Origin of the sequence: Janthinobacterium sp. SUN100, from assembly GCF_030397705.1 — a bacterium.
GTDB classification, from domain to species: domain Bacteria; phylum Pseudomonadota; class Gammaproteobacteria; order Burkholderiales; family Burkholderiaceae_D; genus Janthinobacterium; species Janthinobacterium kumbetense.
Map to the genome: position 1 here is coordinate 633,369 of NZ_JAPUBU010000003.1, position 23,270 is coordinate 656,638.

General features: G+C 60.5%; 19 protein-coding genes. 5 read left to right on the forward strand and 14 right to left on the reverse strand.

Annotation, left to right across the window (positions count from 1 at the left end; all coding sequences use genetic code 11):
* The first annotated feature begins 16 nt into the window (after positions 1-16).
* Positions 17-1,174: an iron-containing alcohol dehydrogenase gene (locus O0881_RS19405; protein WP_289912567.1), complete on the forward strand. Its 1,158-nt coding sequence runs from the start codon at positions 17-19 to the stop codon at positions 1,172-1,174.
* Between the two features lie 65 nt (positions 1,175-1,239).
* On the opposite strand, the gene O0881_RS19410 is transcribed toward O0881_RS19405, so the two are convergent.
* From O0881_RS19410 to O0881_RS19440, 7 genes are all read right to left on the reverse strand, one after another.
* A complete protein-coding gene (locus O0881_RS19410) occupies positions 1,240-3,300 on the reverse strand; it encodes a 3-hydroxybutyrate oligomer hydrolase family protein (RefSeq protein ID WP_289912568.1) in 2,061 nt (686 codons plus the stop codon).
* Between the two features lie 76 nt (positions 3,301-3,376).
* Entirely contained in the window at positions 3,377-4,357 is a 981-nt protein-coding gene (locus tag O0881_RS19415) for a branched-chain amino acid ABC transporter permease (RefSeq protein WP_099665951.1), read from the reverse strand.
* 31 nt (positions 4,358-4,388) lie between these two features.
* The gene (locus tag O0881_RS19420) at positions 4,389-5,273 is read right to left on the reverse strand and encodes a branched-chain amino acid ABC transporter permease (protein ID WP_034752662.1); all 885 of its coding nucleotides are present in this window, start codon (positions 5,271-5,273) and stop codon (positions 4,389-4,391) included.
* A 159-nt stretch (positions 5,274-5,432) separates the two neighbouring features.
* Entirely contained in the window at positions 5,433-6,641 is a 1,209-nt protein-coding gene (locus O0881_RS19425) for an ABC transporter substrate-binding protein (protein ID WP_099665952.1), read from the reverse strand.
* A 76-nt stretch (positions 6,642-6,717) separates the two neighbouring features.
* The gene (locus O0881_RS19430; protein ID WP_077398364.1) at positions 6,718-7,446 is read right to left on the reverse strand and encodes an ABC transporter ATP-binding protein; all 729 of its coding nucleotides are present in this window, start codon (positions 7,444-7,446) and stop codon (positions 6,718-6,720) included.
* Positions 7,446-8,216, reverse strand: a complete 771-nt coding sequence (locus tag O0881_RS19435; protein ID WP_035823437.1) for an ABC transporter ATP-binding protein — start codon at positions 8,214-8,216, stop codon at positions 7,446-7,448. The genes O0881_RS19430 and O0881_RS19435 overlap by 1 nt, the downstream gene beginning before the upstream one ends.
* 133 nt (positions 8,217-8,349) lie before the next feature.
* On the reverse strand, positions 8,350-9,975 hold the full coding sequence (locus O0881_RS19440) for a GMC family oxidoreductase N-terminal domain-containing protein (protein ID WP_289912569.1): 1,626 nt from the start codon (positions 9,973-9,975) through the stop codon (positions 8,350-8,352).
* A gap of 1,445 nt (positions 9,976-11,420) precedes the next feature.
* Between O0881_RS19440 and O0881_RS19445 the strand changes: the two genes are divergently transcribed.
* On the forward strand, positions 11,421-12,179 hold the full coding sequence (locus O0881_RS19445; RefSeq protein ID WP_289912570.1) for a 5'-methylthioadenosine/adenosylhomocysteine nucleosidase: 759 nt from the start codon (positions 11,421-11,423) through the stop codon (positions 12,177-12,179).
* Positions 12,180-12,345: 166 nt separating this feature from the next.
* Here O0881_RS19445 and putA read toward each other — a convergent pair whose 3' ends face one another.
* A complete protein-coding gene (putA, locus tag O0881_RS19450; protein ID WP_289912571.1) occupies positions 12,346-15,999 on the reverse strand; it encodes a trifunctional transcriptional regulator/proline dehydrogenase/L-glutamate gamma-semialdehyde dehydrogenase in 3,654 nt (1,217 codons plus the stop codon).
* Between the two features lie 206 nt (positions 16,000-16,205).
* On the opposite strand from putA, the gene O0881_RS19455 reads away from it, so the two are divergent.
* Both O0881_RS19455 and O0881_RS19460 read left to right on the forward strand, forming a co-directional pair.
* Positions 16,206-16,661, forward strand: a complete 456-nt coding sequence (locus O0881_RS19455) for an Lrp/AsnC ligand binding domain-containing protein (RefSeq protein WP_010393827.1) — start codon at positions 16,206-16,208, stop codon at positions 16,659-16,661.
* 204 nt (positions 16,662-16,865) lie between these two features.
* Positions 16,866-18,425, forward strand: a complete 1,560-nt coding sequence (locus O0881_RS19460; RefSeq protein ID WP_289905999.1) for a methyl-accepting chemotaxis protein — start codon at positions 16,866-16,868, stop codon at positions 18,423-18,425.
* A 49-nt stretch (positions 18,426-18,474) separates the two neighbouring features.
* On the opposite strand, the gene O0881_RS19465 is transcribed toward O0881_RS19460, so the two are convergent.
* Positions 18,475-19,455, reverse strand: a complete 981-nt coding sequence (locus O0881_RS19465) for a LysR family transcriptional regulator (protein ID WP_289912572.1) — start codon at positions 19,453-19,455, stop codon at positions 18,475-18,477.
* A gap of 192 nt (positions 19,456-19,647) precedes the next feature.
* On the opposite strand from O0881_RS19465, the gene O0881_RS19470 reads away from it, so the two are divergent.
* Positions 19,648-19,953 carry a hypothetical protein gene (locus tag O0881_RS19470; protein WP_034752641.1) on the forward strand — a complete coding sequence of 102 codons (306 nt, stop codon included), beginning with the start codon at positions 19,648-19,650 and terminating at the stop codon, positions 19,951-19,953.
* Positions 19,954-20,019: 66 nt separating this feature from the next.
* Here the strand turns inward: O0881_RS19470 and O0881_RS19475 are convergent, their stop codons facing one another.
* The 5 genes from O0881_RS19475 to O0881_RS19495 form a co-directional block, all read right to left on the reverse strand.
* Positions 20,020-20,628, reverse strand: a complete 609-nt coding sequence (locus tag O0881_RS19475; RefSeq protein ID WP_099665957.1) for a chalcone isomerase family protein — start codon at positions 20,626-20,628, stop codon at positions 20,020-20,022.
* A 112-nt stretch (positions 20,629-20,740) separates the two neighbouring features.
* Positions 20,741-21,007, reverse strand: coding sequence for a YfhL family 4Fe-4S dicluster ferredoxin (locus O0881_RS19480; protein WP_077398358.1), 267 nt, complete (start codon positions 21,005-21,007; stop codon positions 20,741-20,743).
* A 14-nt stretch (positions 21,008-21,021) separates the two neighbouring features.
* A complete protein-coding gene (coaD, locus tag O0881_RS19485) occupies positions 21,022-21,519 on the reverse strand; it encodes a pantetheine-phosphate adenylyltransferase (RefSeq protein WP_034752633.1) in 498 nt (165 codons plus the stop codon).
* 112 nt (positions 21,520-21,631) lie between these two features.
* On the reverse strand, positions 21,632-22,291 hold the full coding sequence (rsmD, locus tag O0881_RS19490; RefSeq protein WP_289899693.1) for a 16S rRNA (guanine(966)-N(2))-methyltransferase RsmD: 660 nt from the start codon (positions 22,289-22,291) through the stop codon (positions 21,632-21,634).
* 69 nt (positions 22,292-22,360) lie between these two features.
* Positions 22,361-23,266, reverse strand: a complete 906-nt coding sequence (locus O0881_RS19495) for a DUF6279 family lipoprotein (protein WP_289912574.1) — start codon at positions 23,264-23,266, stop codon at positions 22,361-22,363.
* Between the last annotated feature and the right edge of the window lie 4 nt (positions 23,267-23,270).

Below are 23,270 nucleotides of genomic sequence, written 5' to 3' on the forward strand. Positions count from 1 at the left end.
GCCGCCAGGAGTCTGCATGCCCGCCTTCCAGTTCCGCACCGTGCCGCACCTGATCGTTGAACCGGGCGCCGCCGCCCAGCTGGGCGCGCATATCGCCCACCACTTCCCCACCGTCCGCCGCGCCCTGCTCGTCACCGATGCAGGGTTTCTGCGCACGGGACTGGCCGATGCCCCTCTGCACAGCTTGCGCACGGCAGGCATCGACACCCATGTTTTTTCCGACGTGCAAGCCGATCCGCCCGAAGCCATCGTGCTGGTAGGCGTGGCCCAGGCCCGGATGTTTCACGTGGAACTGATTATCGGCCTCGGTGGCGGCAGCTCGCTGGACGTGGCCAAGCTGATCGCCGTGCTGGTCCCCGGCCACCAGGAACTGGCCCAACTGTATGGCATCGGCAATGTCCACGGCCAGCGCCTGCCCCTGGTGCAATTGCCGACCACGGCGGGCACGGGCTCGGAAGTGACGCATATCGCCATCGTCACCACGGGCGCCACCAGCAAGATGGGCGTGGTCGCGCCGCAACTGTATGCGGACCTGGCCATCCTCGACGCCCGCCTGACCCTGGGCTTGCCGCCCGCCGTGACGGCCGCCACCGGCATCGACGCCATGGTGCATGCGATCGAAGCGTACACCAGCCGCCTGTTGAAAAATCCCTTGTCCGACATGCTGGCCAGCCAGGCGCTGTCGCTGCTGTCCGGCAATCTGCTCACGGCCTGCCGCGATGGCAGCCACTTGCCGGCGCGCCAAGCCATGCTGCTGGGCGCCATGCTGGCCGGCCAGGCGTTTGCCAACGCCCCCGTGGCCGCCGTGCATGCGCTCGCCTATCCCATCGGCGGCCTGTTCCACGTGCCACATGGCCTGTCGAATGCGCTGGTGCTGCCGCATGTGCTGCGCTTTAATCTGTCCCACGCGGCGCCCCTGTACGCGCAACTGGCAGCCATCGTGCAGCCTGGCATTATGGGCAGCGACGAGGCGCGGGCGAACGCCCTGATCGACGCCATGCAGGAGATTGCCTCGGCCACGGGCATCGCCCGCACCCTGCGCGAGGTGGGCATCGCGGCCAGCGACCTGGACCGTCTAGCCGATGAAGCCATGCTGCAGACACGCTTGCTGGGCAACAATCCCCGTCCCGTCACGCGCAGCGATGCGCGCGCCATCTATGCGGCCGCGCTGTAAAAACATACAAGACATAAAAAAAGCCACGCATGGCGCGTGGCTAGCCTTGCGACCACGAGCAGCCGCTAGTTGGGAATATCCACCACCGTGCCCGTCACGCTGATGACATTGCCGGCCGCCGGCGTTGCCGCAATGGCCGGCACGTTGACATTCGTGATCAAGGTCGACGCATCGGCGCGCGTCACCGTGCGCACCACCTGCGATGGCGGCAAGGCTTGCTTGGCGTCCAAGTGCGCATACATGGCGTCCAGCGCCCGGTTCAGGTACACGTGCAGGGGCACGATCAGGGTCGGCAAGGCGCTGCTGAAGGAATCAAAGTGGTTGGCGTTGGTCACCTCGATATAACGCAGGCGGCTATTCGTCCCTTCCACCGCTGCGTTCAGTCCCAGATAGGCGCGCGAGGCGTGATTGACGGGAATCAAGGTGTCGCTGCGGCCATGCACGATGAGGGCCGGCTTGCCATTGAGTTTGCCCGTCGCCTGCACCTCGGCCATGCCTGCCCGCACGCGCACGCTTTGCGCGGCCAGCGTACCCTGCAAGTTGGCGTTGCTGACGGCATCGCGTCCCGTCGCCAGGCTGCGCAGGCACAGGAAGCCGTCGAGCGACTGGTCCGCCAGGCTGCTCGATGGTGATACCCCGGCCGTGTACACCCTGGCGCCGCCCACGCTGTTTTCGTACACGACATTGCCCACGATGCCGCTCTGCGCGGCAAAGCTGACAGCCTTTTGCGCCGTGGTAAACGCGATCGGATTGCCGCTGAGATCCGTCTGCGCAAACGTGAAACCGCACACTTTATCGGTCACGGAGAATTTGCCGTAGGCATACGCATACGTGACGGCCACGAGGATATTCGTGCCCGCGTGCGCCGCCTGCAGCGGATCGGAATCCGCTAACCAGCCATACGCGCGCAAGCGCTGCTTCGCGTCCGCCTGCTGCGCCGCCAGGTCGGCGCCGTTCAGCAAGCCCTTGTTCACCAGCGCCGTGCAGCGTCCCGCATTGCCCGCCACGGAAGCGATGCATGGCTGGTACAGGGCGGCATAGGTGGCGTAGTCGAACAGCGCGCGGCCCGGATTGGCCACCACCGCCCCACCCTGGCGCACGCTGTAGGCAGTCGATGGCGCTGGCTGGACTTGCGGCTCGCTGGCCGCCACGCCGCCGATCAAGCCCTTGCTATCCTGTTCCGCCGCCAGCAAGGCCGAGCCGGCGCCGTTGGAAATGCTGGACGCAATCGTGATGGTGTTCTTCGGCGTCAGCCGCACGACGCGCGAACTGCCGTCGCGGGCCAGCACGCCATAGCGTTCGTTCAACACGTAATACGCCATCTCGATGGCCTGCAGGGTGACCTTGCCCCAATCCTTCTCGGGATTCTGCTGCGAGTGCGCATGCTTGAAGGCGATGCGGTTCGGGTTGGCAGCAGCCCAGGCCAGCCGGTCGGCATCGCTCAAGTCCGGCGCGAAGAGCGCATTCTTGCCGGCGGCCACCCTGCCCGCGCGCACGCCGTTCTGCAGGTTGACGCTGTCATCTTCAAACACATACAGGCCCGTACCGGAGCCCTTGTCGGCATACGCCACGGCGCAGCCCTTTTTCAGCCCCCATTCGCCCGAGCTGCCGATGGCGCCGTAAATGCCGCGCGAGCCGCTGGACGTGCCCGTGACGATGCAGGCATGGTCCGGGTCGAAGCTGGCCGGCACCTGCACCATCAGGATGACATTCTTCTTGCCCGTGCCATCGTCGGCATACGCGATGTATTCGCTACCGGCGATCAGGCCTTCGCCCGTGCCCACGTTCCCGGACGCATCCACATTCGGTCCGTACAAGGTGCCGTAGCCACTGTTGGCGGCAATGTCGAGCACGGCGCGGTAATTGGCGTAGATCGCATTGCGGCGCAATTCGACCGGCGTCGGCTGCTCCACATTCGCGTACGCGGGAGTCGCTCCCGCCAGCCCCGTCTTGCCCAGGCCGGCCGTGAGCAAATCATTCGTCTTGCCGTCGTAGTCGGTCCGCGTGATGGTGCCCAGGTAGCCGGGTATCTGGTTCCGCTCTTCCGGTGCATGATTGCTGCCGCAGGCTGCCAACGCCAGCAGGGTGCACAGGCTGCTCCCCGCGCGCGTGATCGTCGTTTGCATGGTGGTTCTCTCCGTTAAGGTAACAGTGGACGCACAATGAAAAACGCCGGACGATCCGTCCGGCGTTGCTTGAAAATCAGACAGCGGCTTTGGCTGGCCTGCCGCCGAAGCGCGCGATGGCTTCGCCGACGATGCCGCGCCGGAACATCAGCACGCAGATGACGAAGATCACGCCGGTCACCATGCCCACCGATTCGCCCAGGGTGCCGAACCACTCGATGCCCGTGTGCGTGGCCAGGTAGGTGCCGACATCGCCCAGCTTGTTTTCCAGCGCGATGATCAAGACGGCGCCGAGGATGGGGCCGGACAAGGTGCCCATGCCGCCCACCAGTGTCATCAGCACGACCAGGCCCGACATGCCCCAGTACACGTCGGTGAGGGTTTCAAAGCCCAGCACCAGGGTCTTGGTGGCGCCGGCCAGCGCGGCCAGCGAAGCGGACAGCACGATGGCCATCAGCTTGTACTTGTTGACGTCGTAGCCCAGCGAGATGGCGCGCGGTTCGTTTTCCTTGATCGCCTTGAGCACTTGTCCGAACGGCGAGTGGATGGTGCGCACGATCAGGGCGAAGCCGGCGACAAAAATGGCCAGCACGACGTAATACAAGACGGTGTCATTGCCCAGGTCTATCGTGCCCAGCAAGGTTCCACGTGGAACACCTTGCAAGCCATCCTCTCCCCCCGTGAACGGCAGACGCAAGGCCAGGAAGTACACCATCTGCGCCAGCGCCAGGGTGATCATCGTAAAGTAGATGCCCTGGCGGCGGATCGCCAGGCCGCCGATCACCAGGCCCAGCAAGGCGCCCGTGACGACGCCGGCCAGCAAGCCCAGTTCCGTTGGCCAACCCCAGGTGCGCAGCGCGTAGCCGGTGACGTAGCCGGCGCCGCCGAAGAAGGCCGCATGGCCGAACGACAGCAAGCCCGTGTAGCCGATCAGCAAGTTGAAAGCGCAGGCAAACAGGGCAAAGCACAGCAACTTCATCAGGAAGACGGGGTAGCCGTAAAACGGGGCCGCCAACGCCAGCAGCAAGGCAATGGCGTAGCCTACATTCTTATTCATCGTGGTAGCTCCAATACATGACTGATGAGGATTACTTTTCTTTGCCGAACAGGCCGGCGGGACGCAACAGCAGCACGATGACCATCACCACGAACACCACGGTGGCCGAGCCTTCCGGATAGAACACGCGGGTCAGGCCCTCGATCACGCCCAGGCCCAGGCCCGTCAGGATGGAGCCCATGATGGAACCCATGCCGCCAATTACCACCACGGCAAACACGACGATGATCAGGTTCGAGCCCATCAGCGGCGAGACCTGGATGATGGGCGCCGCCAGCACGCCGGCGAAACCGGCCAGGGCCACGCCGAAGCCGAACGTCAACGTCACCATCAGCGGCACGTTGATGCCGAACGCTTCCACCAGTTTCGGGTTTTCCGTCCCGGCCCGCAGGTAGGCGCCCAGCTTGGTTTTTTCGATGACGAACCAGGTCGCCAGGCAGACGGAGAGCGAGGCGATGACCACCCAGGCGCGGTAGTTCGGCAGGATCATGAAACCGAGGTCCGTCGCGCCGGCCAGTGCTTCGGGCACGGCATACGGCTGGCCCGACACGCCGTAGAAGGAGCGGAACACGCCTTCCATGATCAGGGTGATGCCGAAGGTCAGCAGCAAGCCATACAGGTGGTCGAGTTTATACAGCCAGCGCAGCATGGTCTTTTCGATCAGGATGCCGACCAGGCCGACGAGGATCGGGGCGATGACCAGCATGGCCCAGTAATTAATGTCGAAATAGCTGAGGCCCATCCAGGCCAGGAAGGCGCCCATCATGTACATGGCGCCGTGCGAGAAATTAATCACATTAAGCAAGCCGAAGATGACGGCCAGACCGAGGGACAACATGGCATAGAACGAGCCGTTGACGAGACCCAGCAGCAGCTGACTCATCATCGCTTGTATTGGAACGCCGAAAATTTCCATGGCATCACAGTATAAAAAGCACCGCCGGGTAGCGGTGTGGTATCAAGGGAAACGCGTCACCGCAAACGGGAGCGGCGGCGCAAGGCGAACCCTGCGGGCGAAGCGTGCAGGACAGAGCACCCGCGCAGCGGCGGGCACTCTGTAGAGATTGCTACAGCATTACTTCCACAGCGAACACTTCGACTCGGCCTTGGTCACATACGCTTGCGCACCGGGCACGGTGGCGACCACCTTGTAGTAATCCCATGGATACTTCGACTCGGACGGTTTCTTGACTTCCATCAAATACATATCGTGCACCATGCGGCCATCGGGACGCACTTCGCCATTCTGGGTAAACATGTCGTTGATCTTGGTCTTTTTCAGATAGGCCATGACCTTTTCCGTGTCGTCCGTACCCAGCGCCTTGACGGCTTTCAGGTAGTTCGCCGCGGCCGAGTAATCGGCCGCCTGCAGCATCGACGGTTCCTTCTTCATCTTGGCGAAATAGCGTTTCGACCAGGCGCGCGTCTCCGCATTCAAGTCCCAGTACCAGCCGTCCGTCAGGTACATGCCCTGCGTCAAGTTCAAGCCCAGCGAATGGATATCATTGATGAAGATCAGCAAGCCGGCCAGCTTCATCGATTTCGTCAAGCCGAACTCGTTGGCCGCCTTGATGCTGTTGATGGCGTCGCCACCGGCATTGGCCAGGCCGAGGATTTGCGGTTTTGCCGCTTGCGCCTGCAGCAGGAAGGACGAGAAATCCGAGGCGCCCAGCGGATGCTTGACGCTGCCCAGCACCTTGCCGCCGGCCGCCTTGACGACCTCGGCCGTGTCTTTTTCCAGCGAATGGCCAAACGCATAATCGGCCGTCATGAAATACCAGTTCTTGCCGCCCTGCTTGACGATGGTGCCGCCCGTGCCGCGCGCCAGCGCCACCGTGTCATACGCATAATGCACGGTGTACGGCGTGCATTCCTCATTCGTCAGGCGCGACGAACCGGCGCCGATGGCGATAAAAATTTTCTTCTTTTCCGCCGCCACCTTGGCCATGGCCAGGCTGGCGCCGGAATTGGTGCCGCCGATCAGCATGTCGACGCCCTGCTGGTCGAACCATTCGCGCGCCTTCGAGGCGGCGATGTCGGCCTTGTTTTGATGGTCGGCGGAAATGAATTCCACCTTTTTGCCGGCCAGTACCACGCCGGCATCGGCGATCGCCATCTTGATGGCTTCCGCGCCACCGAGGCCGTCGACGTCGGAATACACGCCCGACATGTCGGAAATAAAACCGATCTTGATGGTGTCGCCCGATACCTGGGCGTGCGCGGCGCTGGACAAGCCCAGGGCGCAAAGAGTGGCGGTGGCAATGGCGATAGCGTTACGTTTCATAGTGTCTCCGTTGGGATTATTGTTTGCTATTCAGTCGATTGCTGGACGATGACGAGTACAACAGACTACATGGGGACTACACGCCAAGCAGCTCGGTCAATACCGGCATCTTGGCCTCCAGTTCGGATGCAGCAAAAGTCTCGACGATCTGACCGTGCTCCATCACATAAAACCGGTCCGCCAGCGGCGCGGCAAACCGGAAATTCTGTTCCACCATGACGATGGTGTAACCCTTTGCTTTCAGGGTGGTGATCATGCGCGCCAAGCCTTGCACGATGACGGGCGCCAGGCCTTCGGAAATTTCATCGAGCAGCAGCAAACGCGCGCCCGTGCGCAGGATGCGCGCCACGGCCAGCATCTGCTGTTCTCCACCCGACAGGCGCGTGCCCTGGCTGTGGCGGCGTTCCTGCAAGTTCGGGAACATGGCGTAGATTTCCTCCACCGACATGCCCTTCTCGCCGCTGGCCAGGGTCGGCGGCAGCAACAGGTTTTCCTCCGTCGACAGCGAAGAAAAAATACCGCGCTCTTCAGGACAATACCCGATGCCCAGGTGGGCGATTTTGTGCGTGGCCAAACCTATCGCTTCGACGCCGTTGACCTTGATGGAGCCCGTGCGTGCGCCCGTCAGCCCCATGATGGCGCGCAAGGTGGTGGTGCGGCCGGCGCCGTTGCGGCCCAGCAAGGTCACCACTTCGCCCTGTTCCACTTTCAGGTTCACGTCGTGCAGGATGTGCGATTCGCCATACCAGGTGTGCAGTTGTGCAATTTCCAGCGCGGGTGCGCTGCCATTCGCTCGTGTCGCCATCAATGCGCCCCTTCCAGTTCCGCGTGGGTGGTGCCCATGTACGCTTCCATCACTTGCGGATTGCGCGACACTTCCGCGTAACTGCCTTCGGCCAGCATGGCGCCACGCTGCAAGACAGAAATCTTGTCGCAGATGCCGGAAACCACGCTCATATTGTGTTCCACCATCAAAATCGTGCGGCCAGCCGACACTTTTTTAATCAGTTCCGTCACGCGGTGCACGTCTTCGTGGCCCATGCCTTGCGTCGGTTCATCGAGCAGCATCATTTCCGGCTCCATCGCCAGGGTGGTGGCAATTTCCAGCGCCCGCTTGCGGCCGTACGGCATGTCGACCGTGATGGTGTCGGCAAACTCCGTCAGGTCGACTTCGGCCAGCAAGGCCATGGCGCGGTCGTTGAGCTGGTTCAATGCGCGTTCGCTTTGCCAGAAGTGAAACGAGGTGCCGAGCTGGCGCTGCAAGCCGATGCGCACATTTTGCAACACGGATAAATGCGGGAAGACGGCGGAAATCTGGAAGGAACGGATCACGCCCATGCGCGCGATCTGGGCCGGTTTGGCGGCCGTGATATCTTTCCCATTGAACAGGATCTGTCCGGAAGTGGGGACCAGGAATTTGGTGAGCAAGTTGAAACACGTGGTCTTGCCGGCGCCGTTCGGTCCGATCAAGGCGTGGATATGGCCCCGCTCTACCTTCAGGTTCACCTCGCTCACAGCGGTGAATCCCTTGAATTCCTTGGTCAAATTTCTTGTTTCCAAGATTACGTTTGACATCGTGTCTCCTAGTTGTACTTTTTGTACTACTTAGTCATTTTTATAATACACAACTTAAATTTAACGCACAATACAGTATAACTACGGGGATTTTTCGCCGGCCCGAATGGCGCAAACTCGCACGCTTGCCCAGCTATTTCCAGGCCGCGTGTATCATTTGCGCCGCTTTTTCCGCGATCATCACGGTGGGCGAGTTCGTATTACCAGAAGTAATGTACGGCATGACCGATGCATCGACGACGCGCAAGCCGGCTACGCCGAGCACGCGCAGCTGGCTGTCGACCACGCTCAAGGGATCGCTGGCCAGGCCCATGCGGCAAGTACCGACGGGGTGAAAGATGGTGGTGCCGATCTGGCTGGCCGCCTGCGCCAGTTCTTCCTGGCTCTGGAATTGCACGCCGGGCTTGTACTCTTCTGGCGCAAACTTACTTAACGCCGGCGCGGCGGCGATGGCCCGCGTCAGGCGCAAGGCGTCGGCCGCCACGGCGCGGTCCTGCTCGGTACTCAGGTAATTGGGCACGATCTTCGGCGCCGCATAACTGTCGCCCGACGCGATATGCACGTGGCCGCGCGAGGTGGGGCGCAGATTGCACACGCTGGCAGTAAACGCGGGAAAAGAGTGCAACGGTTCGCCGAATTTATCCAGCGACAGCGGCTGCACGTGATATTGCAGGTTCGGCGTGGCTTGCTGCGGATCGGACTTGGCAAACGCTCCCAGCTGCGACGGCGCCATCGACATGGGCCCGCTCTGGAACAGCGCATATTGCAAGCCGATCTGCATTTTTCCCACGATATTGCTGGCCATCACATTCAAGGTTTTCACGCCCTGCACCTTGTAAACCATGCGCAGCTGCAAATGATCCTGCAAATTGCCGCCCACGCCGGCCGCATCGAGCACTGGGACAATCCCATGCTGCTGCAGCAAGGCGGCCGGGCCGATGCCGGACAATTGCAGCAATTGCGGCGAACCGATGGCGCCGGCCGTCAGCAGGGTTTCCCGCCGGGCCGTCGCCTGCCACTGCGTGCCGCCGCCCGTAAACACGATGCCCGCGCAGCGCGGTCCCGCGTCCGTCGTTTCCAGCAACAGACGTTCCACGTGGCAACCCGTCATGATGGTCAGGTTCGGGCGGCGCGATGCCGGTTTCAAGAACGCTTTTGAGGTATTCCAGCGGATGCCGCGGCGCTGGTTGACGTCGAAATATGCGCTGCCGCTATTGTCGCCGCCATTGAAATCGCTGGTTTTCGGGATGCCGACCTGCTGCGCCGCATCGCGGAATGCGTTCAGGATATCCCAGGACAGGCGCTGTTTTTCCACGCGCCATTCGCCGCCCACGCCGTGGTTTTCCGAGGCGCCGCCGTAATAATCCTCGCTTTGTTTGAAAAGCGGCAAGACTTTGTCCCAGCGCCAGGAAGCGTCGTCCGTCAGGTCGGCCCAGTGGTCGTAATCGCCCGCCTGGCCGCGCATGTAGATCATGCCGTTGATGGAAGAGCTGCCGCCCAGGACTTTTCCGCGTGGATAGATCAGGCTGCGCCCGCCCAGGCCCGCATCCGCCTGCGTGGAATACAGCCAGTCCGTGCGGGGATTGCCGATGCAATGCAGATAGCCGACGGGGATGTGGATCCACACGTAATCGTCCTTGCCGCCCGCTTCCACGAGCAAAACGTTGGCATCCTTGTCGCGCGTGAGCCGGTTGGCCAGCACGCAACCTGCCGTGCCGCCGCCCACGATGATGTAGTCGTATTCGCCTGCCGATTCCAATGAAGCTCCTTTCGGTATGCCATCAAGCTGTCGCGCGGCGTGTCTCCCCGCCGCGTCCCTGTACCAGAGTCTGTCTTTCTTCATGCATGCATGGCTGCTGAGCCGCCTTGAGATTACCACCAGTGCCGGGCCAGGGCGACATTAATCGTGGCCCGCGATACGGCCGAACGTCACGGCAAGCTCAAAAACAGGGTCGCCAAGCTGTGGATAACCGTATGGATATCCACAGGTACGATATGTGCGTAAACGAAAATTTTTTTGGAGGCCTTTTTTTTATCCCAAAACCATCCCCGGCAGATACAACCCTTACTCAGCGTTTATCCGTACGCCAAGCGATTGTTTACAAGGATAAATCCGGACTTATCCACAGAAGATGTCGCCGTTAACTACTATTACTATTCTTGTATACGAACTTGTTAAGGTAAACCCGACAACGCGCGCTTTGCCTGCCCTTCGCCGTCAAGAAGCTACGCCAGCCTGTCTGCAAAAAAAAAATGGAGCCAACAACTGCGCGACGAAAACCGGCACGGCCGGCATCACGCGCACAGCACTGCCAAACCGTTTTGCAAAATGGAAACGTCAACAGGCTTGAGCAGGCACAGTGCCAGCAAGCGGTTCGATGTGAAAGAGAGGGGGAATTTGAGACGATTGTGGATAAGTCACTTGATATCCACAGGATGACTTGTGCGTAAACACGAACTTTTGCGCAGGCCCGCATTTTATACAATTTTGCTCCTCGCGTGATACAGCGATTATGCACGCTTTATTTTGCGCGTAAACGATTGATCCTGTTGAAAAAAAGCGACTTATCCACAGAAAAAAACGCGTTTACTATTACTACTATTTTTATATATAGATCTATTGTAAACCGACAAAAAAAGCGGAAGTCCGGGGATATTTCTAAAAAGCATGCAAAAACCGCCAAAAAAAAAGCCAACGGCGACATCGCGACCCACTGCCAAACCGTCTTCCAGGAATCACCTGGATGCCAAGGTCCGTGAAAGAACAACGCTCGTGGTTGCTCAACCAGGATTGCCAGGCAAGGATCAAGGCAAACGAAACACGTCAAACATGCCACTACAGCAAGAAAATCCGTGATTTTTGCTTGCTGCTGTGGATAAGTGCCTGCATATCCACAGGATGAGATGTGGGAAAAGTCGATCTTTGTCCACAGCCCGATTTTTATCCCAAACAAGTCCTCCGTAGATACAATGCTTGTGCGCCTACTTTTTTGTGCGCCAAGTCGATGATTTTTATACGGTATACCGACTTATCCACAAAAAAATGGCCGTTTACTATCACTACTATTTTTATGTATACATCTTTATTTAAAACACAGAGACAAACGCGAACGGTGGAAAAGTCACCGAAATAGCTGTTTTCACCCTGTAAACCGTTTGGCAATCCAAAAAACCTGTAAAAACAGCATGAATTCACACAAAAAAATGCGTTTAGGCATCATCAGTGCCTTGCACGAAGAACAGCAGGGGCTGGTAGAAGCCATGCAAGGCCCCCAGAGGCGTTCGCACGGCATGCGCGACTACACCCTGGGAACCCTGTGGAATATCGACGCTGTGTGCGTCCTGTCGCGTCTGGGCAAGGTTGCCGCTGCCATGACAGCTTCTATCCTTGTGGAAAAGTACGGAGTTACCCACATCGTCTTCACCGGCGTGGCCGGCAGTGGGGATAAACACGTGAAAGTCGGCGATATCGTCGTGGCCGAAGCGCTGTTGCAGCACGATATGGACGCCCGTCCCTTGTTTCCCCGCTTCGAAGTGCCGCTGACGGGACTGCAGCGCTTTGCCACGGACCTGCAACTGAGCACGCAACTGGCTGCCGCCGCGGAAGATTTCCTGCGTGACGATGTGTCCAGCGTGCTCAAGGCGGCGGATATTGCGCAATTCCGTCTGCAACACGCGCAAGTGCACCGCGGCCTGATCGCCAGCGGCGACCAGTTCATCAGCAGCGCCGCGCATGTGAACCAGCTCAAAGTTGATATCCCCGACCTGCTGGCCGTCGAAATGGAAGGCGCCGCCGTGGCGCAAGTGTGTTTTGAACTGGGCGTACCGTTTACGGTCATGCGCACCATTTCCGACAACGCCAACGAAGAGGCGGCCGTCGACTTCATGCGTTTCGTGCAAACCGTCGCTTCGCCGTACGCGTTGACGGTGATTCAGCAGCTATGCCAGCGCCTGGCTAACTGATTTTTCAGCTAGCGTGCATAAAAAAAGGGCAGAACCACTGGTTCCGCCCTTCTTATTTTTCAATAAAGGAGCCTGAAAAATGTTCAGGGCTAGGCGCCTTGCCGCAGGCAGTACGAATGTACGGCCAGGCAAGGCAACAACGCCATGGACTTTTTCTCAGGTTCCTTTAGACGCTGAGCATCATCAGACTGGCGTTACCGCCAGCCGCCGTCGTATTCACGCACAGCGCCCGCTCAGCGACCAGGCGCCACAGGGGGATGACACCCTCTTGCGTGGTGGCGATGGTGCCCACCAGGGCCCCTTCCCGTGCCGCCAGCAGCGGTTTGAGCTGGCCATCGAGGCAAGGCTCGATCATGGCGATCTGGAAATCATGCTTGACGGACTCCAGGCTGTTGACGACCTGGATGCGGTCCTTCAGCGCGGCCGGCAAGTCGCCGGGGATCAGATCCGGCGCTTGCGCCAGCACGAGGGCCTGGTTACCGGTGGCCAGCACGGCTGCCAGCTGGTTCATCAGCGTGCCGGACGTTGCCGCCGCGCACAGAATCGTGCCGCGCGCGGCAAAACTGAGGGTATTGCGCTCGCCCGTCGGGCCTGGCAAGACGGTGGTGCTGCCCAGCAAGGTGGTGCGCGCATAGTCCTGCGCCAGTTGCTGCACCTGGTCGTGGCCATGCATCTTCGCCCACACGGTGAGCGCATCGAGGGCCGGCGGCGCCTGGCGCTGGTGCTGCGCGCCGGCCGGCGCATTGCGCTGCAAGCGTTTCAGGTACAGGGGGCCGCCCGCCTTGGGGCCGGTGCCGGACTTGCCTTCGCCGCCGAACGGTTGCACGCCGACGACGGCGCCCACGATGTTGCGGTTCACATAAATATTGCCCACGTGCGCGCGCTTGGTAATGAAGTCGATGGTTTCATCGATGCGCGTATGGATGCCCAGGGTCAAGCCGTAACCGCTGTCATTGATCGATTGCACCAGTTGCGGCAGTTCGGACCGCTTGTAGCGGATCACGTGCAGCACGGGGCCGAAGACTTCCTGCGTCAATTGCGCCAGCGACTTGATTTCCAGCACGGTCGGGGCGACAAACGTGCCTTTGACGGTCGGCAAATCGAGCGAATAATGGTCGATGGCCATGGTTTTCATCTTGTTGATGTGCGCCAGCAAGTTACCTTGCGCTTCCGCATCGATGACGGGACCGATATCCGTGGCCAGGCGGTCAGGATTGCCAACACGCAATTCCTGCATGGCGCCCTTGAGCATGTGGATGGTCTTGTCGGCGATTTCCGTTTGCAGGAACAGCACGCGCAAGGCCGAGCAGCGCTGGCCGGCGCTGTCGAAAGCGGACGACATCACATCCTGCACCACTTGCTCCGGCAAGGCGGACGAATCGACGATCAGGGCATTCTGGCCACCCGTTTCGGCGATCAGGGGAATATCGATGCCTTCGGCCACGGCACGCGCGGTCAGGTTGCGGTTGATCAATTGCGCCACTTCCGTCGAGCCCGTGAAAATCACGCCTTTCACGCGCGTGTCATTGCACAGGCCGGCGCCGACGATCTCGCCGCTGCCGGGCAAGAATTGCAGCGCGCCGCGCGGCACGCCCGCCGCATGCAGCAATTGCACGGCGCGGTGGGCGATCAGCGGCGTTTGCTCGGCCGGCTTGGCCAGCACCACGTTGCCCGCCGCCAGGGCGGCGGCCAGCTGGCCCGTAAAGATGGCCAATGGGAAATTCCACGGGCTGATGCAGGTGACGGGCCCCAGCGCCAGGGTATTCGGCGCGTGTTCCACCTGCGCCGCGTAGTAACGCAGGAAGTCGACGGCTTCGCGGATTTCCGCGATCGCGTTCGGCAGGGACTTGCCCGCTTCGCGCACGGCCAGGGCCATCAGCTCGATATGGTGTTCCTCGAACAGGTCGGCCGCGCGCAATAACGCTTGCGCGCGGAGCGACGGTTCCGTGGTTTGCCAATCCATGGCGAAGGCGCTGGCGCTGGCCAGGGCCGTTTCCACGTCGGCTTGACCGGCTTCCATGACCTTGCCCACGACGTCGTCGTGCTGGGCCGGGTTGTGCAGCATGTGCGTGGGGCCGTTCAGGCTGACGGCGCCATCGATCAGCGGCGCGGCCTGCCACGTCTGCTGCTGCGCCAGGCCCGTGGCCAGGGTGCGCAAAGTATCTTCATTCGACAGGTCCAGGCCGGCCGAGTTCCTGCGTTCGCTGCCAAACATGTCCAGCGGCAGCGGAATCGACGGGTGCGGCAAGCCGCCCTGCAGGCGCGCCTGTTCCAGCGGATCGCGGATCAGGCTATCGATGGCCACGCTTTCGTCGACGATCTGGTTGACGAAGGACGAGTTGGCGCCGTTTTCCAGCAGGCGGCGCACCAGGTAGGCCAGCAGGGTTTCATGCGAGCCGACGGGGGCGTAGATGCGGCACGGCTTGTCGAGGTTGTCGGGGCCGACGACCTGGTCGTACAAGGTCTCGCCCATGCCGTGCAGGCACTGGAATTCGTAGTCGGTAATGCCGTCGCGTTTCGCCCACGTGTAGATGGTCGACAGGGTTTGCGCGTTATGCGTGGCAAACTGTGGATAGATCAGGCTGCTGGCCGCCAGCAGTTTTTGCGCGCACACGAGGTAAGAGACGTCCGTGTAGACCTTGCGCGTGTAGACGGGATAGCCTTCCTGGCCGTCGACTTGCGCGCGCTTGACTTCCGCATCCCAATACGCGCCCTTCACCAGGCGCACCATGAACTTGCGGCCGCTGCGGCGCGCCAGGTCGATCAGGAAATCGATGGCGAACGGGCAACGCTTCTGGTACGCCTGCACCACGTAGCCGATGCCGTCGAAGCCGGCCAAATCTGTATCAAAGGCAAGTGCTTCCATCAGGTCGAGCGACAGTTCCAGGCGGTCCGTCTCTTCCGCATCGATGTTGAAGCCGATGTTGTACTGTTTGGCCAGCAACAGCAGCGCTTTGACTTTTGGCAACAATTCTTCCAGGACGCGGGCACGCTGGGCGCGGCTGTAGCGCGCGTGCAGGGCCGATAGTTTCACGGAAATGCCGGGGCCGTTGCGGATGCCGCGGCCGTTCGAGGCCTTGCCGATGGCATGGATCGCCGTTTCGTACGAGGCGTAGTAGTTGGCCGCGTCCTGCTGCGTCAGGGCCGCCTCGCCCAGCATGTCGTACGAGTAGCGGTAGCCGCGCGTTTCGTTGTCGCGGCTGTTCTTCAACGCTTCCTCGATGGTCTGGCCCGTCACGAACTGGTTGCCCAGCATGCGCATGGCCAGGTCGACGCCCTTGCGGATCAGCGGTTCGCCGCCTTTGGCGATGAGCTTGGTCATGGCCGAACCGAGGCCCGATTCGCTGCTGGTACTGACCAGTTTGCCCGTGATCAGCAAGCCCCAGGTGGCCGCGTTGACGAACAGCGACGGCGATTCGCCCAGATGTTTCTTCCAGTCGCCCTTGCTGATTTTGTCGGCGATCAGACGGTCGGCCGTTTGACTGTCGGGTATACGCAACAGCGCTTCAGCCAGACACATCAATGCAACACCCTCTTCCGACGATAGCGAGAACTCGTGCATCAGTGCATCGACGCCGGAGGCGCGTGTGCGTTTTTGGCGCACGTTCGAGACCAGGCGGTGCGCCAGGGCTTGCCCTTCGGCCGTCGTTTCGGTGCTGCTGGGGCGGACTTGTTGCAACAGCCACTGCACGGCGGAAACCTCATCGCGCCTATAGGCGGCGGTGACGGCGGCGCGTTGTGGTGTCGCTTCGGGCAGGATTTCTGCCTGGAACGCAGCAAAAGGAATCGGGGTAAAAGCCGAGGGGCCTGCAGGGTGCATAAGTGCTCTTTACAAGGAAAAGGGGACGAAAACTGACGTAATTCTTGCTCTTTTTTGGTGCAAAAAAATACAGAAAGTCGGACGTTAAGATGATTCGATTGTAAAGGGGATTCTTATGGATTAATTCTGGTAATACAGGGGACTAGCAATAGATAGTTTTTGATGCGACAATTTAACCAAATAATATTAATTTGGGGGTGATGGTAATGCTGGACAAGATCAGTAAGAAAATCTTGATGGAATTGCAGAGCGATGGACGCATCAGCAATGTGGAGCTGGCCGCGCGCGTGAACCTGTCGCCGGCCGCCTGCCTGGAGCGCGTGCGCAAGTTGCACGAATCCGGTTACATCATGGGCTATACGGCCCAGTTGAACCCGCAGCTGCTCGACGTGTCGCTGCTGGTGTTCATCGAAGTGGTGCTCGATCGCACGACACCGGAAGTGTTCGACGCCTTCAAGCATAGCGTACAAATCATTCCAGAGGTACTGGAATGTCACATGGTGGCCGGCGGTTTCGATTACCTGGTCAAGGCGCGCGTCAAGGACATGGCCGCCTACCGCGAATTCCTGGGCAAGACGCTGTTGCAGAAAGGTGTGCGGGAAACCCACACTTATGCCGTCATGGAAGAGGTCAAAAACACGACCAAATTGCCAATTAAGTGACCCTGGTGTAGCCGCCCCACTTTTCTGATTGAGCTATCGGAACAAATGTTGTAGGGTAGAACTACAATTCTGCTATCCGGTAGCCGCCTGAAACGCCGCGCAGACGGTCACTTCAGGGTGCAAAGTGGGCAATCGTGCCCACCCGCATACGGTTACGGCACGTCCCTTTCGCGGGACGTGACGGGTTCGCGCAGCGGGGGACAAATGAAGCAGTTGCAGCATCAGCTGGTGCGTTTCTTTGTATTCACGATCCTGGCCATGGCCGTCGCCTGTTGCCTGGCCTATCTGTTGTTGCTCTCGGGCGGCGACCATCCCTATCTGATTGCCTGCGTGGCCGCCGCCATCGGCGCCGCGTTGCTGGCGTTTGCCGGCCGTCCGCGCGGTGAGCCGGGCTTGCACCAGTTCGCCGATACGGTGGGCAACGCCATCGATGCCATCATGATCGGCGCGGCGGAAACCTCGTATTTTGTCGATTCCGTCAAACAGAAGGTGGAACTCGATGTCCGCACGGCCAGCGACATCGCCGACAGTTCCGTACAAAATGCCGCGATGACGGAAAAGATTGCCGCCAATGCGGAACGGGCCGCCAAGGTGGCCGCCGGCGTGCGCGTGGAAAGCGTGGCGGCGCGCGCCGAAGTGGACCAGGGCTTGCAGCGCATCAATAACGCACGCGAGGAAGCGCAAGGCGCCTCCAGCAACATGCTGAGCTTGCAGGAAAAATCCAAACGCATCACGGGCTTTACGGAAGCCATTTCCGATATTTCCGCGCGCACCAACTTGCTGGCGCTGAATGCCGCCATCGAAGCGGCGCGCGCCGGTGAACACGGGCGGGGTTTTGCCGTGGTGGCCGGGGAAGTGCGGCAATTGGCGCAGCGCACCAAGGAAGCTTCCGATGAAATCAGCGTGATGGTGCGCGAAATCAATGAACAGTCGGAAAAAGCCGCACGCGGCATGAGTTCGCTGGCGGCCGGCGTCACGGAAGCGGCGCGCAATGTGCAAAGCGTGCACGCCTCGCTCAGCCATATAGAGCAGTCATCGGGCGAGTCCGAGGACGAGATCGGGCAAATCGCCCGCGCCTCGCGCGAACACGTCGAGACGACGCAAGTGATCGCCGACGCCATCGGGCAAATCCGCGACAGCATGCTGTCGACGAATGCCGAATTGCCGCGCGCCACGCAGTCGGCCATGGCCCTGGCAGAGCGGGCCGAAGTGATCGCCGGCGCCCTGGGCGAATCGAGCGTGGCCACGCCGCACGACGAGATCCGCGAGGCGGCCCAGCGCGCCGCGCGCGACGTGGGCAAACTCTTCGAGCAAGCGATCGCCTCGGGGCGCATCACGCGCGACGCCCTGTTCGACCGCCATTACCGCCCCATCCCGAATACCGATCCGCCCAAGCACAACACGAAATTCGACGCGTTCACGGACAAGGTGCTGCCCGACTTGCAGGAAGGCGTGCTGGCGGCATTGCCCCACCTGGCGTATGCGGGCGCCGTCGACAACAATGGATATTTTCCTACGCACAACAAGAAGTTTTCCCAGCCGCTGACGGGCGATTACGCCACCGATATTGTAAATAACCGCACCAAGCGCATCTTCAGCGACCGCACGGGCAAGCGCTGCGGCAGCAACACCAAGGCGTTCCTGTTGCAGACCTATAAACGCGACACGGGTGAGGTCATGCACGATTTGTCCGTGCCCATCCACGTCGAGGGCAAGCACTGGGGCGGTTTCCGGATTGGTTACCGCTCCAGCAGCCACGCATAAAAAAAACGCCTGATGAGATATCAGGCGTTTTTTTGTCCTGTCGCAAGTCTTAATCGACGTGCGGCTTGGGCGCCACGCCGCCGCCGGCCGCCGTGGCCGTGCGCAGGGTGGGCGTGTTCATGCTTTCCAGGTGGTTGCGCAGCCATTTGTGGGCGGGGCTGCGGGCGTCGCGCTCGTGCCACAGCATGTCCAGGTGGACGGCTGGCAAGGTCAACGGCAAATCCTTGTACAGCAGCGATTCCGTCATGCCCGTCGAGGCGATCAAATGGCGCGGCAAGACGGTGATCAGGTCGGAATTGGCGACGACTCTTCCGGCCGTGAAGAATTGGTTGACCGTCAACAAGATGCGCCGTTCGCGGTGGATCTGCGACAGCGCTTCGTCGATCAAGCCATGCGCGCGGCCGGAAAAGCTCACCAATAAATGGTTGGCCGCGCAGTAGTTATCCAGGGTCAATTCCTTGTCGGCCAGCGGATGGCCGCGCCGCATCACGCACACGTACTTGCCGGAATACAGGCGCTCGTGGCGGATGGGCGAGCCCGTTTCGCTCGACAATTGCGCCGCCACGCCGGGAAAAAAGCCCACGGCCAGGTCGATGTCGCCGCGCAGCAGCATCGGGCGCGGTTCGCGCGTGGTCAGCGGCATCATGCGTACGTTGACGCCGGGCGCTTCCCGTTCGATCGAGCGCATCAGCGAAGGCAGCCAGAACGCGGCCGTCGCATCGGCCATGGCCATGCGGAAAGTGGCATGTGTTTTCGACACATCGAAGGTTTCCGGCGTAACAGCCGCTTCCAGGCTGGCCAGGGCCGAGCGCACGGACGGCCACAGCGCTTCGGCGCGGGGCGTGGGTTTCACGCCATAGGCCGTGCGGATCAGCAATTCGTCACCGAGGCTCTCGCGCAGGCGTTTGATGGCGTTCGATACCGCCGGCTGCGTCATCGCCAGGTGGCCGGCTGCGCGCGTCAGGTTTTGTTCCGTCATGACGGCGTCGAAAACGCGCAGCAAGTTCAGATCCAGCGTCAGAAAACTCATGGAAAGCCCAAGATAAAAGTTGAATTGATTACTTAAGAGTGTAAACCGCGCCGGGCACGAATATTTTCACTCGTAAAAAAATATTACAGTTTTCCATTCACGATTCATATAATTGGTATCAAGAAATGGAATTAGATTTATATGTTGCACTGCACTATAGTACTGTCAAATTCTATAATGCACTGGAACACTATGTCTACCTTCGCCTCCGCCCTGTACGCAGTATCCGCACCCGTGCTGGAGATTTCCCTGCTGAACGCCCTGCAACTCGTGCTGGTGATCGTCGCCGTGGGCGCCTTCGCCCTGCTGTTCAAGCCTTTGCTGGTGGGCATCGCCCGCGCCATGATGCTGGTGGTGCGTCCCAAGCTGAGCCGCGAAGAGCGCCTGGCGCGCCAGCAGATGCGCGAAGCGCAAGCCTTGAAACGCACGCTCGGCAAGATGGATGGCGTATCGCCAAGCAATGCCGCCGAATTGCGCGCCCTGTCTACGCGTGCGTGAGCGAGCAACTGTTGCAGAATGACAAGCCGGCCTGCGCCGGCTTTTTTTACGCCTGCCGCCAGCCGATTACGCCATGTCGCCCAGCAAATGCGCGCGCAACATGGTGTCGGCCGGATGGGCACCTATCCAGATTTTCAGCAGCGCATTATAGAAAGCCAGGTCCGGCACCGTGTCGCCCACCTGCTTGCCGTTCAGTTTGCACAACGTTCCCTCTTCCGGCAGCCAGTCCACGGTGAGAATGTCGCCCTTCTTCAGGCCGGGCACCATTTCGAACATGGCGCCGAACTGCATCGTCTGGCTCAGCAGGCGCGTGCGGTCGGCCTGGTCGGAACTGCGCTTCAAGCCCTGCATGAAGGCTTGCCCCAGCTCGTCGGAAGTGATGTCGCGCAGCATGACGATTTCCAGGCGGCGCGGCCCGGGCAGCGCCAGGATGTCGGCCAGCTGGGTTTTCTTTTCCGGCAGGTACAGCGCGATCGTGTACACCTTGAAGATGACCTTGTAGCGCACGCCGGCGCCGTTGAGTTTCAATTCGCGGCTGGCCAGCTGTACCGTCTCGTCCAGCTTGACGCCGCCCACCTCGACGGCGAGCGCCGGTCGTGCCACGGCGGCGCACAGGCTGGCGCACAGGCAGGCGGTGGCCAGGGAGCGGCCCAAACGGGATGTGCTTATTTGCATCTTCTACCTCCGTGGAAACCATGGGCTGTGGATAAGTCAGCACACAGTGTAGAACAGTTGGCAGAAGCTGGCGCCACGCAGACGTGGCCCGGAAGTGGCGCTGAAGTAAAGCTCAGGCTTTGGCGGCGGGCAGTTCCGCCTGCAGGCGTTCGTACTTGGCCATCAATTGCTCCGGGCTTTCGCGCCAGGCGGGATTGAAGGGGATGCAGCTGACGGGGCACACTTGCTGGCATTGCGGCTCGTCAAAGTGGCCCACGCATTCGGTGCACTTGTTGGGATCGATTTCGTAGATTTCCGCGCCCATGTAGATCGCGTCATTCGGGCACTCGGGCTCGCAAATGTCGCAATTGATGCATTCGTCGGTGATCAGTAATGCCATGATTTCACTCTTACTTATTGCGATGAGGCAGCGTTGGCGGCGATCTTGTTTTGCAGCCAGCGGTTCACCGAGGGGAAGACAAACTTGGAGACGTCGCCGCCCAGCGCCGCGATTTCGCGCACGATGGTGCCCGAAATGAACTGGTACTGGTCGGATGGCGTCAGGAACATGGTTTCGACATCGGGCAGCAGGTAGCGGTTCATGCCCGCCATCTGGAATTCGTATTCGAAGTCGGAGACGGCGCGCAAGCCGCGCACGATGACCCGCGCTTCATGCTTGCGCACGAAATCCTTGAGCAGGCCGGAAAAGCTTTCCACTTGCACATTCGGATAGTGGCCGAGCACTTCGTTGGCGATTTCCAGGCGTTCGTCGAGCGAGAAAAACGGTTGCTTGTTCTTGCTGTCGGCCACACCGACGATCAGCTTGTCAAACAGACCCGATGCGCGGCGCACCAAATCTTCATGACCGCGCGTGAGCGGATCGAATGTTCCTGGATAAACGGCTACAACCATTGCGGCTCCCTGACGATGCACCAATATAGACGCGCATTATGCCTGAAATTGGTGACCACCTTGGTGTTGCGCCTCGGGCCAGGGAGCTTTTTTGCCTCATTTATAGGCAGATTCAGGCAGTAGCCGGCACTTTGTTGTAAGTTAGCAAATGATAATAAACGGTGCCCGCCTTGTCGGCGCGGATGACTTCCCACGGCGCCATCCACTCCGGTTTTTCCAGGGCGCTGGTTGCATCGAAGACGAGCGGCAAGCCCGATTCCGCATACACCATGCCGCCTTCCTTGAGCAGGTTGGCGCACAGCGGCAACACTTTCGCCAGGAAATCCTGCTGGTAGGGCGGATCGAGGAAGATCAGGTCGAAACGCTGGCCGCGCGATGCCAGGCCTTGCGCCGTCAGCAAGGCGTCGCCGCGCAGCAGCTGGACATTGTCGGCGCGCAATTTCGTCTTGTTTTCTTCCAGCTGGCGGATCACGGGCGTATGGGTGTCGACCATGGTGACGGCGGCGGCGCCGCGGCTGGCCGCCTCGAAGCCGAGCGCGCCGCTGCCGGCGAACAGGTCCAGCACCTGGGCATTGGCCCAGTCGCCGTCGCGCAAGTGGTTGATCCAGTTAAACACGGTTTCGCGCACGCGGTCCGGTGTCGGGCGCAAGCCCAGTGCCTGCAAAACAGGCAGCACGGAGCGCTTCCACTGGCCGCCGATGATGCGCACCTGGTTCGGTGGCGGCGCGTGGTGGACGGGGACTTTGGCGGGTTTCTTAATTTTCTTTTGCATGGGTATTTCTTCAATTCGATGGCGGCCACTATAGCATATGGCCCCCTCCCCCCTGCTGGCGCTGCCTGGCTATTTGGCTTGCGTGGCGAGGGAATTGAAATCGTCGATCCAGCCCTGCATGCGCTTGACGGCATGGGCTTTTTGCGTGGGCGTGGCGATCTTGATCACCGTCATGACCATCTGCGCCGTGCTGCTTTCGTAGGCATCGAAGAAGGCCTTGCGCTCGGAATGCTCGAGGCGCTCGAAACTGTCCTTGATCAGGGTGTTGATCAAGGTCACGGTGGCTTCCTTGCCGAGTTTTTCCTGGTGAACTTTCTTGACCAGGCTCAACACGTTCTGCTGGCGCCGCATGCGTTCGTCGAGCCAGATCTCGTTGTTCAGCGGACGCGCGTCGGACGCCTTGCGGATGAGGGCTTCCTGCTCGCTGCTGAAGCTGCCGAACCACAGTTCGAATTGCTCCATGGCTTTCTTGTAGCGCAGTTTCTGGCGCTTCTCGTGGTCGCCGCTCAGGTATTTCTTGCGGTAATCCTCATTGTTCGACTTGAACTTCTTTTCCATCTGCGCGATCTGCTCGGGCTTGAGCGAGCGCGCCAGGTCGGCCAGCTCGGGCGCCGCCTTCAGCAACAGCGCCTGGGTGCGCTGCTTGATCTCGCTGTAATCCGCCAGCAGGTCCGCCTGCGTGGCATTGCCTTGCAACTGCTTCTGGCCCGTGCGCAGGATTTCCACGTAATCCTTCAATTGCGTCTTGCGGTGCCAGTCGAACAGCTTGTCGATATCGTCGCGCACCCAGCCCTTCTGGTCGCGGTCCAGGTCGACATACGCGTTCAGCCACCAGTACAGCACGGTATCGCCATTGTTGTAGGCCAGGCGCAAGCCGCTGCAACCGGCCATGACGACGAGCAGGATGGCCAGTAAGGCATACGTCAAGCGGCTGGAAGACGTGGAAGACGGGGCCTGCGTGTTAAACTTTTTCATATTC